Raw genomic sequence first — 13,178 nt, 5'->3', positions numbered from 1 at the left:
ATGCGGGTTCAACTTTTTCGTAGGCTAGCTCTGATGCTGGCAGTATTGTTGACGGCTGTAGGGCTGTGGGCCCCGCCTGCTTGGGCAGGGCTAGACGATGACAATTACGATGGCAATATTTTTGCGCTGTATGCGGGCAACGGCTCGATTGTGCCGCCCCGGTTTAATTTGGCTCAGTCGCTTAAGCAAGACAAGCCGACATTGTTATTTTTCTACGTGGATGACAGCCGCGATAGCAAGCGGTTTGCTTCTGTGGTGTCTCAGCTACAAGCGCCCTATGGTCGGGCGGCTGTTTTTGTGCCGGTAGCAGCAGACTCAATTCCGGTGAAAGATAGCTATGCCAAGAACGAGGCGGGTTACTACTTTAAAGGGGCAGTGCCCCAGACAGTTATATTCGATGCTGAAGGGGAGGTAGTGCTCAATGAAGTCGGGCAGGTCGCTTACGAAGCGATTGATGACCAGCTGCGAGTGCTGTTTGACCTGCTGCCTCGGGAAGAATCGGTAGCGCTGCGCCGCCGTTCGTTTAATGAAGTCAATACTGAGCTGGTGCCGGAGTAAAAGCTTTCTGACTTTAGCTCCGTATGGGCCTCATCCGGCGGCTACTGTAAGGCTGTTTATAGCGGTTCTCGGGTACATTCGGAAACCGCTATTCACTTTGTCCGTTGTAACATAAGGCTTTCAGCCGGTGTGATGGACCTCAGCAAAGTAACCAATGCTACATGGACCAACCCAGATTCAGTAACGTCAATCGAAGACGCCAATCTGGTCATCCCGACTCCTTTTGAGGCAATAGCGGCTCAATCTTTTCTAGCATTTCAGGAATGCTTTGATGGATGACATTCCAAAGGGTCTTAAAGTTTACCCGGTCGTACTGATGGGCCAAGATATTGCGCATGCCCAGCATTTTGAGCCAAGGGACTTCTGGATGCTCATCTTTAATCTCATCTGAGAGCCGGCTTGTGGCTTCGCCAATGATAATAATTTGGTAAATAATTGCAGACATTCTCATTTCATCTGCTTCTAGTTCCTTTAGGTCAAGTCCGTCTGCAAAAGACAAAACCTTTTCCCCCGCTATTTGAACGTCTAATAGTGAAGCATCATCCCGCAGCATAGATCAGTTTTGCTGTCCCTAAAATTTCTTTTCGCCGAATCCAGTTGCGGCTTTCTTCTATGGAGGCTTTCGTCAAAAAATCTACTTTGCGCTCGAATATTGTCTCTAAGGCCTCTTTCATGTCCACAATTTCAAATCCCCAACGAGTATCGGGAGCAAACTGCACCATGATATCGACATCGCTACTAGCGTGAAAATCGTCCCGCAGCACTGAGCCGAATAGGTAGAATTCTTTGATTTTCCAGCGCTCGCAAAATTCAATAATCGCAGCTTCAGGTAGGGCGATCGCCGTCTTGCATTGATGAAATCCTGTCTTCGTTTCCTGCGTCACCATCCCTTTTCGTCCTTCGGCAGCGTTCTCTGCTTGTCTAAACTTCGGATAGCGAAGATAGTCCAGCACTTCTACTCATAGGGGATCGGTAATATCCTCTAGCGCCTTCTTAACTGCCATTAGGCCCTCTTGAACTAACCTATTTCTGACTTGCTCATGATATCGCTGATGCTTGCCTTCCTTATAAAATCTCATCAGAGAAAATACACAGCCCAACATTAGCAGACTGCCATTTGTGGGATTGCCCGATTATTTCTAGCAACGGTCAGGCGATCGCTGACAGAGCAAAAGCCCGAACCAGCGGTTTTGATCAGTAAAGGTTGTGACCACCGGTAGATGACGGGCTGCTAATGTCTGCGCTGTTTTCTCCAAGTCAAACTTTCGGGAGATTTCGCTGAGCAGCCGCTCACCCGAGGCAAAACGGACGGTGAGTCCCAACGCTTTTAGCTGGACGGTCTGCGCTTTCAGGCTCTCCAGGTGCATCTCTATCTGATGGCTCTCCTGGTTGTAGCAGGCGACATGGGCAAAGCAGTCAACGTCAAAATCACCGTCAAAACGATAGTTGAGATGACGCAGCATGTTGAGATTAAAGGCGGCGGTGATGCCCCGACTGTCGTTGTAGGCAGCTTCTAAAACAGAGACTTCTTTTTGCAGGTCTATTCCCAGTAGAAAATAGTCTTTGGGCCTGAGCGATCGCGCCATCCGATCAAGAAATGCACTGTATTCATGCGGCTGAAGATTGCCGATAGTGCTGCCGATGAAGCAGATCATCCGGGCAGGTAGCTGCGCAGCGGGCAGCTTTGCCAGGGCGGGTTCATAAGTGCTGATCAGGCCGTGTATGGTCAGAGCTGAATACTCTAGAAGCAGCTGCTTGGAACTCTCAACCAATGCTGTCTCGCTCACGTCAATCGGTAGATAGCGTAGCGGATGGCCTGCCGACTGATAGGCATTAAGTAAAAATCGGGTTTTGGTGGCGCTACCGCTGCCGAGTTCGACGATTTCACAGGGGCCGGTGGTTTGGGCGATCGCTCCCCCAAATTCTTTCAAAATTGCCGTCTCGGTCCGCGTTGGGTAATACTCTGGCAATTCGCAGATCTGGTCGAATAGCTGCGACCCCCGCTGGTCGTAAAAGTACTTGGGTGGCAGAAACTTAGGCTGAGACGAGAGCCCCTCAATCACGTCCTGCCCGTCTACAGCATCCGATCTATTCTCAATATCGCTTAAATCGTGAACTGTAAGCCGCTGACTATCGACCTTGAGAATACCTGTCAAAACGTTCTCCTAACTTTTAGCACTATCGTTCTTTGGCCGCACAGCGAAAGCCCGCAAACGCTTCTCGCCGATGCGGATGATACCAGTTGCGAAAGCTGTTGCGCAAAGCCCAACGCGGGGTCGCCCAACTGCCGCCGCGCAGCACCCGATGCGCCTGATCAAAATACACCTGAGAATAGCCCGCATAGGGAAACGGTCTGAAACCGGGGTAGCCAGCAAACCAGGTGTCGGTCCATTCCCAAACGTTGCCTAGCATGTCTTTGCAGCCATAGGGACTGGTGTGAACAAACTGACCAACCTGGGTGGTCGCGCCGGTTTGCTGACCATAATTACATTCGTCCCGGAGCGAATCGCCCCAAGGGTAGAGGCGAGACTGGCCAATGAGCGCATCCCACCCAGCAGCTTTAGCCCACTCTGCTTCGGTGGGCAGCCGTTTACCGACAAATCGAGCATAGGCCTCGGCCTCGTACCAGCTCACACCACAGACTGGATGCTGGTCAAAAGTACTGGCATTTGTCCAATAGAGCGGCGCTTTAACCTGGGCGGCCTGCTGCCACTGCCAGCCTTCAGGCGTCCACCATTGAGCCTGCTGATAGCCACCTGCTTCAATAAACTGGCGGTATTGTTCGCAAGTCACAGGGGTGCGATCAATCCAGTACCCAGCTAGCGATACTGAGTGAGCCGGGCGTTCGTTATCAATTGCCGCTGGTAGATTGCTGCCCTGAACTGACTCACCACCGCTGACGTAGACCATATCGCTGTCCGGAGGTGGCGACTGAGGCGATCGCCCAAGAATACTCGCTTCTTCAAGTCGATGTAGCGCCAGCACCATGGCCATGGTCTCGGCATGCTGGCTCTCGTGCTGGAGCAGCCAGTGCCAGAGCGAGGCGTAGGCTAGCAGATCGGTGGTAGATAGAGCTTTGAGAGTTTGCGATCGCACTTCCCCCAAATAAGCCAAAATCTCCAACAAATCCGGTAGGTTCTCCCGCTCCGCTTTCGGCAATCCATCCGCCGCAAACAGCCGTAGATAGTTCGCATGACCAGCGCGATCTGCCAAATGCTCCGCCGTCCAGAGCGATTCGGTATAGGCAATATGTCCCAGATGCCAACTAACCGGGCTGAAGTCCGCATGGGCCTGTCGCTTGAGAAGTTCAGGCTGAACGTCAGCAACCAAGTTCAGGGTCAACTGACGACAATCAGCTAGGGCCTGTTGAAAATAAGCGCGAAGAGAGACTGCCGGTGAAGATCGAGAGCCAGTACATTGAAGAGACATTATGAAAGCGTTAAAAGCGACTTCACGCGACGGTCGCGTAGGTTTGAATATCCAAATTTGCTCCGATACTCATGAGTGCAGACTGAGGATACGGCTGCCAATCGTCTTCAAACAGCGGTTCGGAGGCAAGAATGACAGAATTGGGGAAGCGCAGCGAATCTTTGAGTAGATAAAAAGAGGGCGCTTTTTGCTGGTTGTCAAAACGTAGCGCCACCAGCCGCCGCCCTGTACTTAAAACAATATTGGCAGAGACATGTACACCGGCTATGTTAGCCATCTGCGCGATTTGCTGAATAGTTTGCAAAAGTGCCTCCGCTAAGTCGATGCCAGGCTGCGTCTCCAGGTAGTGAACTAGCAAAGCAAAAATATGTTCTGAATCGGTCAAGCCATAGATGCTGTTGTATGCCACATCACACAGCATTTCACGAATGGGGCGATAAAGCGTCTGCCGAAAGTTTTCGATTAAACCGTTATGAGAAAACAAAATCTGCCGGTGAGAGAACGGCTGACAGTTGCTCATATCGACAGGCATCCTGGCGCTAGCGCTGCGCAAATTGACAACCAGGCTGCTTGTTTGCGCGTAGCGGCACAGGTCAGGCAAGTTTTGATCGTTCCACAGCGGCAGCGTATTGCGATAGAGAAATGGCGGCATTGTAGCTGGGTCGTCGCCATACCAGCCCAGGCCAAAGCCATCACCGTTGAGAATGGCAGATTTCAGCTCGCGCGGCTGATAGCTCTGAACGAGCATGGAGTGATCTGGCTTAAAGATGAGCTGGTCGAGCGAGATTCTCGCGCCTAAGTAGCCCAAAATTCGACACATAGTTTTTCAGGAGCAAAAGCCTTCTTATTTTGCCCTACGCAGCGAATAACGTGTGAGGTCCATACTTAGAAAGCTTACTTAGAAAGCTTTGGCGCTCGCTAGCATCAGGCAAACCCAACCGGCAATAAAAGCGACGCCGCCTAATGGCGTGACTGGGCCAAAGGCTTTGATTCCCGCCAGGCTCAAGCCGTACAGACTGCCTGAGAAGAGGACGATGCCGGCAATGAAGCACCCGCCTGCGATCACCAGCACAGTCACCTCAGGATTTTGTTTGAGCAGTAGCGCGACCACCAGCAGCGCCAGCGCATGATACATCTGATAGCGAATGCCGGTTTCAAAGCTGTTTAGGGCATTTTCTGTGAGCTGACCTTTTAGTGCGTGGGCTCCAAAAGCGCCGCCTGCCACCGAGAGGGCTCCCAAAAACGCAGCAACAGCAAAAAACAAGCGAGCCATAAGTCACCAGGCTAAGTTTCCGAGAGATCGAAGCAGTACATCACCACACCCGTCTCATCGACTTGAGAAGTGGCATTTAGCGGGCCAGCCCAGGCGTCTAGACAGATCTGAGCTTCAATCAGAGAAATTTCACCGAGCATAGCGAACTGAATCGGGTTAATTCTGCCGCTGTTGGCTTTGAGCACCTTGTAAAAAAGCGACTGTAGCCGCTGAGAATGGGCTAGCTGGCGCTGACGGAGCCGCTCCTGCGATCCCCGCTCTAAATCTATAAACAGCCACAGCGCCCCTAAGGTAACCGGAATGCCCACCGATAACCCCACTGTCATCGTTTCTCGCTTGTTGAGACGAGTGGCATCTGGGGCCAAAGCGGTCTCTACCGCTCTCCCCACGCAAAGGAAACCTAGCAACAGACCAAAGGTAGAGAGCCCAACGCCAGCCGTATATTTTGCAGCAGTCATCATGTGCTTGGCGGGTTAACCCTGAGTACGAGTAGCTTCTAACAGGCGAGAAAAGTAAAAGGGAGCTTTGTTCAGCGATCGCCGCTCAATCGTCCAGCCATTTGCTTCTAACGCCTTCACAACATCCGACTCTCTATGTAAATAGGCGCGGGTCGCTTTGCTAGGGCCAGGGAAAAAGTCACCCACCTTCTTGAGCGTGGCATAAAAGCAGGTCTTTGGCGCAAAGCTCAAAATCACTCGGTCAGTCGCCAGCGAACTGAGATGCTTAATCATGTCATCCGCTTTGTCCTGCGGGTAGTGAATCAGCACATCCAAGCAGACGACCGTATGATAGCTGCCCTCAATTTTCTCTAGATCTAGCGCCTGAAACTGAGGCATTTTTTCTGTGCTCAGATCCCCTAATTCGTCCCCAGCTCGCCTTTTGGCCTCATCAACCATTTTTTCTGAGATGTCGCTGGCAAAGACCTGCGCCCCCATCTTCGCCAGGGGAATGCTCAAACTGCCGACGCCGCAGCCTGCGTCACAGACGGTCATGGCAGAGAGGTCGCCCTCTTCAGCAAACCATTCCAGCACATTATCAATCGTCTTTTGGTGGCCCGTGCGAATGTTGGCCTGCACCTTGTTGACTTCACCATCACCGTAGATGCGCTGCCAACGATCAAACCCCGTCGCGTTGAAATAGTCACGAACTATCGTCTTGTCGTCGAGGGTCGAGTTGGTCATAGCCGAGAAATCTATAGATACTGGTGTGAAAGCCCATGTGGTAAAGATTCTAGTACGTTTCGGCGCAGGCTATGAAGCATATTAACGACTACTCAGGTCTAGCAGTCGGGAAAAAGTTCGTTTCTAAGATGTCTGCTAGTAAATAGGGACAGTTTTCTGAGAAGGTCTCTTCTGCTAGCTGCGTTTCTTTCATGGCGAGAGCCGTGCCTAACTCATAGGCGTCTGGCAAAGCTTCCTGCAAATAGGGCTTAAGACTAGGGCTGTCTTTGAGCAAAAGGTTGATTTGCTTTCGCTGCTCGCGAATAGTGCCGCGCCAGCTGTTACTCCACCGTCCTAAAGCAATTAGCTCAGCCTGTTCTTGAGTCCAAGCGTAGAAATCAGTTTCATACAGGGATGACTTTTTCACAATTGCTTTGCCGGGTCATAAGATAATGCCATCTTAGTTTTCTTCAGGCCAAATTCAGCCGCTGCCAGATAAGCTGCTGGGTTGTCTGATCGTGATGCCAGCGCAATAGTTGGGCTGGACTTCCAGGGGAAAGAGCGGGCATCCTGAGGGCTTGGCGAGGGACTTGGGCGACTAGCGCGATCGCCTCATCCACACTACAAATCCCCCACTTCACTAAGTTCTTAGCCCCCTCTATCAGCGGCAGCGTCGTCCCGGCTAGTGTGCCATCGGCCAAACGCGCCGTGCCGCTAACCACCGCAATCTGGCGAGTGTCCCAGGAATAAGTGCCATCGGGCAGACCCAGAGGAGAGAGCGCATCGCTGACTAAAAACAGACCGCCCATCGGCGCATCCAAGCTGCCCCGGCCTGAGCGCACCAGCCAGTCAAGCATAGTCGGGCAGATATGCTCACCATCGGCAATGAAGCCACAAAATACCCGAGGATCGGTAAGGGCTGCCCCTAGTAAACCCGGTTCTCGGTGATGTAGGCCCGGCATTGCGTTAAAAGCATGGGTGACCATTGTCGCGCCCTGAGCAAAAGCGCGGTTGGCTTGCTCGGCAGTCGCGCGAGAATGTCCCAGGCTGACGGTGATCTGGTGATCGCCCAGCCACTCAACCACACCCTCATCTGCCGCTAGCTCAGGGGCAAGCGTGATTATCTTGACGCTCTCTGCAAACTCGCCGATCAGCGCCTTGACCGCCTCTAATGAGGGCGGCTGCAAATATTCTATAGGGTGAGCCCCTCGCTTGGCCGGGTTGAGAAACGGGCCTTCTAAATGAACGCCCAGAATCTTGGCGCTGCCTGAATCTGACGATTGCTGTTTGAATCGAGCGATCGCCGCCAAACTACCGTGAAAATTCTCTAGAGAAGTGGTCACCAAAGTCGGGCAAAACCCATCCACACCCTGCTGCCAGAGCAATTTGCAAATAGACTGCAGCTTTTCGTAGTGCGCCGCTCTCATATCGGGGAAAGCCAGCCCTAGCGCCCCGTTAATTTGCAGATCTACCACGCCTGGAGAAATCCAGTCGCCCGCTACATCCAGTGTCTGAGCCGTCCTATGCTGAGCCGCTGCCATCGGCTGAATCGACTGCACTAAGTTGCCGACCATCACAATCTGATACAGACCCGGCTGTTGGGGCAGGCGAGCGTTGAGAATGACAGTACTATCAGACATGAATTCTTAAAAGTGAACTGAGGTTATGGCAACTCCACAGGCAGACACAGCGGTTGAGGTTGGGATCATTATGGGTAGCGACTCAGACCTGCCGACGATGATGGGGGCGATCGCCATCTGCGAAGAATTTGGCATTCCCCATGAAGTCGCTATTGTCTCGGCCCACCGCACGCCACAGCGGATGGTCACCTACGCCGAAACGGCTCACACTCGCGGACTTAAAGTCATTATTGCAGGTGCTGGGGGGGCCGCTCACTTGCCCGGCATGGTCGCAGCCATTACCCCCCTGCCAGTGATTGGTGTCCCTGTTAAAACCAGCACCCTCTCTGGCGTAGATTCGCTTTACTCTATTGTACAAATGCCCAGCGGCATTCCAGTTGCCACCGTCGCCATCGGCAATGCTAAAAACGCGGGACTGCTAGCCGTGCAAATGCTGGCCGCCTACGATAGCGACCTCTTAGATAAAGTGCTCACCTATCGCCAGCAGCTCAAAACCCTGGTTAGCGATAAGCAAAGCCAGCTCACCGCTCTCGGAGCCCGCCAATATCTCAAGCACATGATCAATACCTGAGCTGGTCTCTACTGCCTCTTTGTAGCTACACGTTTATAGCTAGACGTTTGTAGCTACACGGATGGAGACAACGGCAGCAAAACCTGCCGCGAACAATCATAGCGGCCAACGATAATAGCGAACTTTATTCCTATTATTCAGATGACATAAAAACCGGCTCAAATTAAGAAAACTCAATGTTGCAGCCACGATACGAAGCCGACTGCAACCGGACAAAACAGAGACAATTGCATACTTTTTCGATAACTGGCTTGAAAAAGAACGTCAAGTGTACCCACTCCTACTCGAAAAGTATCAAAGAATACAGAACGACTTGCTCAGAATTGATGGAATGAAGTCCATCAGTTTGACAGGTGAATGACGGGTGAGCGCCAATCTTTGACTGCTCACAGGGATCTAAAACGGTGCCAAGAAATCCATTTCCTAAATGGCAATTAATTTGAGCACCAGCGGTAAAGCACTCGAAGGAGCAAGGCTAGAGACTTATTTCTTTTGCTTTTCTTAACTGGCCATATCTCAAAGCCTTGAAGTTTTAAGCTTCTATCTTCTGTCGCTTTTATCCATCTCCCTAGTGGCTGATCTATCAAGAGGCGACTCCATAAGGCCATGGATTACTGTCTAAATCGCGTTAGGAACGCCCGATCAAAATGTCTAATTTTATGTTGAGAAAGAGAGCGCAGGCCAGGCACGGCTCATCGCCTTGGTCTGCTAATGTTCCCCCCTTTACAGAAATGGCCCAGCGCACCCTTAGCCGTGCGTTTGGTCGTTCATACGCCTGGGGCTGGCTCGCGTGCATTCCCCTGGCCTTCGTGATCGTAGCCACCTGGGGATTTGCCGCCCACGCCCAAGATGAAGTCGTCGCTAGCGACGTTCAGATCATTTTGGACAACATCTGGATTGTGATTGCCGCAATCCTGGTAATTTTCATGAATGCTGGCTTTGGCATGTTGGAGACGGGCTTCTGCCGTCAAAAAAATGCCGTCAACATTCTGGCGAAAAACCTGATTGTATTCGCTCTGGCAACCGTCTCCTTCTGGGCGCTCGGGTTTGCTTTGGCCTTTGGTGAAGGTACCCCGTTTTTTGGCCTCTCAGGCTTCTTCCTGGCAGGTACGGATCCTGCTGAACCGGTCTATGGCACGCTGACGACGCCGGTATTCTTCCTATTCCAGGCAGCGTTTGCAGGAACTGCTGCAACGATCGTATCTGGTGCGGTTGCTGAGCGAGTTAAGTTCACTAGTTTTATCGTCTTTAGCGTACTGCTGACGGCTATTTCCTACCCGATCACGGCTCACTGGGTTTGGGGTGGCGGCTGGCTGTCTGACATGAGCTTTTTGGGCGAGGGTGTTGCCTTCAGCGACTTTGCCGGTTCAACTGTGGTTCACTCTGTTGGCGGCTGGGCAGCCCTGATGGGTGCTATTTTCCTCGGCCCTCGGATTGGCAAGTACCAGAACGGCGGCATCAATGCCATTCCGGGTCACAACATGAGTATTGCAACGCTAGGTTGCTTGATCTTGTGGATTGGCTGGTTTGGATTTAATCCTGGTTCTGAGCTAGCAGCTAGTTTGAACGTTCCTCAAATTGCTTTGGTGACTAACCTGGCGGCGGCGGCTGGCGGCATTGCCGCAACTTTCACAGCCTGGGGTCTAAGCGGTAAGCCTGACCTATCGATGATAATCAACGGCATCCTGGCTGGTTTGGTTGGCATCACGGCTGGATGTGGCAGTATTGGCTACTGGGGCGCGATTATTGTCGGCGCGATCGCTGGCGTCATCGTCGTATTCTCAGTCGGCTTCTTCGACAGCATCAAGATTGACGACCCGGTCGGTGCCACCTCGGTTCACCTGGTATGCGGCATCTGGGGCACCCTAGCGGTTGGTCTGTTTGACCAGACAGCCGGTCTGTTTTACGGCGGCGGCATCACTCAGCTGATCGCTCAGATCATCGGCATTGTGGCCATTGGTCTGTTTACCGTGATTTTGACCTCTGTGCTGTGGGTGGTCATCAAGTCTCTAATCAGCCTGCGGGTTTCCTCCGAAGAAGAGCTCAAGGGCTTGGACATCGGCGAGCACGGCATGGAAGCCTACAGCGGGTTCCTTAAGGACACCAGCGACATGGGCGGCATTATCTAAGCGGCTTACGATGGAGACTTGCTTTAGAAGATAAAAGACCTGATTAAATAAAAGCGGTACCGGAAGCTCTTGCTAGCTCCGATACCGCTTTTTTGCTGCTGGCCGCTGAGCAGCTGATTTTGATTAGGCTCACTGCTTTTAACTCATTGCTTTTAATTAACTTCTCCGCATTCCTGCCTAAATCGCCTGCTATTCTAACGGTACTTAATTAAGACACTATAGAAAGCTGGCTGGTCACAGCGAGAGATCGACTTTTCTGACAAGTCCGCCCAGAACCAGGACAGCAAACTTCGCATGGGTAATCCGGCTTCCATTGTGGAAGAAATGTTTGAGGCGCTGCCAACCCTGCGGTCTCAAATGTATTTCAAAACATCGCTGACAGCGCTCTCCCATGCCATGGAAGATCAGGTATTGGCTGGGTCAGAGCGGCAGCCTTTGATCATTGCTAGCTTCCAGCAAGAAAGGTTTTACCGGCAAGAGGCGCATCGCTATGCTCGCATCGGCAAGCTGAGCGACCAGGTGTACGTGCTCTCAGCGGTAGAGACTCAGTTTTGCGATGCGGTTGACGACTACGAAAAAATAGATTTTGACGAAGCCGATGCCCTGACGGAAGAATGGCATCTGGTGGTGGTTGGGGACTCTTACAGTGCTGCTTTGATCTGCCGTGAGCATCAGCCAGTGGTATCTAAACCCACGCGAACGGTCGGTGGGCCCGAGCCTCACTTAGATCAAACCCGGCGGTTTGAGGGCATCTGGACACTAGACCGGCAGGTTAGTTTGCGAGCGGCAAGTCTGTTGCTGGACCGCATTCAAAAGTACCGGCCAGATTTGAAAAAAAAAATTAAGCGGGCCCGGACACGCTTTATTCCTAAAGTGCTAGGCGATGCATTAGAAGTCGGTGCCGATCCGTTTGCGCAGCGGCTAATTACTTATCTGCAGGCCGGTCAGTACAAGCAGCTAAAAGCTTACCGAGCGATCGCCCTGCAAGAGAAAAGAGCCCGCCTGATCAATTCGATTACAGCTGCCATCCGGCGATCGCTCAATCCCTCAGAGATCTTTATGATCGCAGCCAACGAATTGGGCAGTGTGCTCGCTGTCGGTCGCTGTATTATCTATCGCTGCGCCCCAGATGATCTAGATGCCACTATTCAACACGAGTATCGTCAGACCCATCTAAATTCGCTAGCGGGCGCGACCTGGCCGCTCAAGAACAATCCGCTCTATCAGTGGGTCAAAGCACATCACAGCACGCTGGCCATTGACGACATTTCAGGAGAAATTGCTGAAGGTATTGATCTGAGCGCCGCCCTCCCCCGGCTGCAGCGTTGGCAGGTGCAAGGCTGTCTGCTGGTGCCGCTAGTCCATAAAAATCGTCTGCTAGGGATGGTCGAGCTGCACCTCGACAGCAGCAGTTGTCACCACTGGGACGACGACGAAATTATGCTGACCGAGGCGATCGCCAACCAGCTCAGCGTTGCCCTCATTCAAGCCGAAGCCTACGCCAACCTGGAAGATCTCAACCAGCAGCTCGCCGATTTAGAGCGCACCCGCAGCAATCTAATTGCGATTACCGGACACGAGCTGCGTACGCCGCTCTCCACCATTCGAGTGTGTTTAGAGAGCCTGCTGACCGAACCCGACATGTCGCCCGACATGCGGCAGATCATGCTAGATACCGCCCTCACGGACGCCGAGCGCATGCGCAAGCTCGTACAGGACTTTCTTACCCTCTCCCGGCTAGAGAGTCGCCGGGTGGAATGGAACCTGGAATCGCTCTCCCTTCAAGAATGCGTCGATTTAGCGCTCAGCAGCCTACGCTGGCAAAATTCATCTATGTCAGCTCCGTCTGTGCGCATTGAGACTGACCTGCCAGAGGCACTGCCCTTCGTGCGAGCCGATGGAGAATGGATTGTAGAAGTGCTCTCTAAGCTGCTCGACAACGCCTGCAAATTTACCGAAGCCAACGGCCAAATTACCATCAGCGCTCAAGTCGCGGGCCCCGCTGTCGAGGTCACCGTCACCGACACCGGACGCGGGATTGAGGCCGACCGCCTGAAGACCGTATTCGAGCGATTCTATCAAGAAGAAGGTGCTCTGCGTCGGTCGGTTGGGGGGACTGGGCTGGGGCTGGCTATCTGCCAACAAGTTGTTGAGGGGCTAGGCGGCAAAATTTGGGCGACCTCTGCGGGTAAAGACCAGGGCACTCAAATCCATTTCACCCTGCCAGCAGTCGGGGAACCCATTCGTCCGGAAAAAGGGCAGCACCTTAATCGAGGCCAATCAGCCAGCAAAAAGACTGCCCAGGCTGTTACACCCGAAACGGCTGCCGACCGGCTTTCAGCGAAAAAGGCTAGACATCGCACTCGTTAAAGTGACGATCAATCCGCAACCAGGATAAAGAACTATTACGCTTCCTCT

14 protein-coding genes are annotated in these 13,178 nt (G+C 52.6%); 4 read left to right on the top strand and 10 right to left on the bottom strand.

Annotated features, from left to right (window positions below; translation table 11 throughout):
• Positions 1–558, top strand: coding sequence for a thylakoid membrane photosystem I accumulation factor (locus tag CKL79_RS06505; RefSeq protein WP_121968773.1), 558 nt, complete (start codon positions 1–3; stop codon positions 556–558).
• Positions 559–766: 208 nt separating this feature from the next.
• Here the strand turns inward: CKL79_RS06505 and CKL79_RS06500 are convergent, their stop codons facing one another.
• The 10 genes from CKL79_RS06500 to nagA form a co-directional block, all read right to left on the bottom strand.
• A complete protein-coding gene (locus CKL79_RS06500; protein WP_121968772.1) occupies positions 767–1,111 on the bottom strand; it encodes a HepT-like ribonuclease domain-containing protein in 345 nt (114 codons plus the stop codon).
• Complete coding sequence (locus CKL79_RS06495; protein ID WP_240518713.1) at positions 1,098–1,511, bottom strand: nucleotidyltransferase domain-containing protein; 414 nt, start codon at positions 1,509–1,511, stop codon at positions 1,098–1,100. Before CKL79_RS06495 ends, CKL79_RS06500 begins: the two co-directional genes overlap by 14 nt.
• A gap of 186 nt (positions 1,512–1,697) precedes the next feature.
• Positions 1,698–2,657 carry an L-histidine N(alpha)-methyltransferase gene (gene egtD, locus CKL79_RS06490; RefSeq protein ID WP_346427050.1) on the bottom strand — a complete coding sequence of 320 codons (960 nt, stop codon included), beginning with the start codon at positions 2,655–2,657 and terminating at the stop codon, positions 1,698–1,700.
• Positions 2,658–2,736: 79 nt separating this feature from the next.
• Positions 2,737–3,987, bottom strand: a complete 1,251-nt coding sequence (locus tag CKL79_RS06485; RefSeq protein WP_121968769.1) for an SUMF1/EgtB/PvdO family nonheme iron enzyme — start codon at positions 3,985–3,987, stop codon at positions 2,737–2,739.
• Between the two features lie 22 nt (positions 3,988–4,009).
• Positions 4,010–4,807 carry an ergothioneine biosynthesis protein EgtC gene (gene egtC, locus CKL79_RS06480; protein ID WP_121968768.1) on the bottom strand — a complete coding sequence of 266 codons (798 nt, stop codon included), beginning with the start codon at positions 4,805–4,807 and terminating at the stop codon, positions 4,010–4,012.
• Positions 4,808–4,885: 78 nt separating this feature from the next.
• Complete coding sequence (locus CKL79_RS06475; RefSeq protein ID WP_121968767.1) at positions 4,886–5,260, bottom strand: DUF423 domain-containing protein; 375 nt, start codon at positions 5,258–5,260, stop codon at positions 4,886–4,888.
• 11 nt (positions 5,261–5,271) lie between these two features.
• A complete protein-coding gene (locus CKL79_RS06470; RefSeq protein WP_121968766.1) occupies positions 5,272–5,721 on the bottom strand; it encodes a hypothetical protein in 450 nt (149 codons plus the stop codon).
• A 12-nt stretch (positions 5,722–5,733) separates the two neighbouring features.
• Positions 5,734–6,441: a magnesium protoporphyrin IX methyltransferase gene (bchM, locus tag CKL79_RS06465; protein ID WP_121968765.1), complete on the bottom strand. Its 708-nt coding sequence runs from the start codon at positions 6,439–6,441 to the stop codon at positions 5,734–5,736.
• 88 nt (positions 6,442–6,529) lie between these two features.
• Positions 6,530–6,847, bottom strand: a complete 318-nt coding sequence (locus CKL79_RS06460) for a DUF29 domain-containing protein (RefSeq protein ID WP_121968764.1) — start codon at positions 6,845–6,847, stop codon at positions 6,530–6,532.
• 43 nt (positions 6,848–6,890) lie between these two features.
• A complete protein-coding gene (gene nagA / locus CKL79_RS06455; protein ID WP_121968763.1) occupies positions 6,891–8,060 on the bottom strand; it encodes an N-acetylglucosamine-6-phosphate deacetylase in 1,170 nt (389 codons plus the stop codon).
• Between the two features lie 25 nt (positions 8,061–8,085).
• On the opposite strand from nagA, the gene purE reads away from it, so the two are divergent.
• The 3 genes from purE (at position 8,086) to CKL79_RS06440 (ending at position 13,130) form a co-directional block, all read left to right on the top strand.
• Entirely contained in the window at positions 8,086–8,631 is a 546-nt protein-coding gene (purE, locus tag CKL79_RS06450; RefSeq protein ID WP_121968762.1) for a 5-(carboxyamino)imidazole ribonucleotide mutase, read from the top strand.
• 731 nt (positions 8,632–9,362) lie between these two features.
• Positions 9,363–10,760, top strand: coding sequence for an ammonium transporter (locus tag CKL79_RS06445; protein ID WP_121968761.1), 1,398 nt, complete (start codon positions 9,363–9,365; stop codon positions 10,758–10,760).
• A 294-nt stretch (positions 10,761–11,054) separates the two neighbouring features.
• A complete protein-coding gene (locus CKL79_RS06440) occupies positions 11,055–13,130 on the top strand; it encodes a DICT sensory domain-containing protein (RefSeq protein ID WP_121968760.1) in 2,076 nt (691 codons plus the stop codon).
• The last annotated feature ends 48 nt before the right edge of the window (positions 13,131–13,178 follow it).

The organism is Leptolyngbya sp. BC1307 (assembly GCF_002286735.1).
Classification (GTDB): domain Bacteria; phylum Cyanobacteriota; class Cyanobacteriia; order Phormidesmidales; family Phormidesmidaceae; genus Phormidesmis.
The sequence above is the reverse complement of the archived record's forward strand: the minus strand, read 5'-3'. Positions and strand labels throughout refer to the sequence as shown.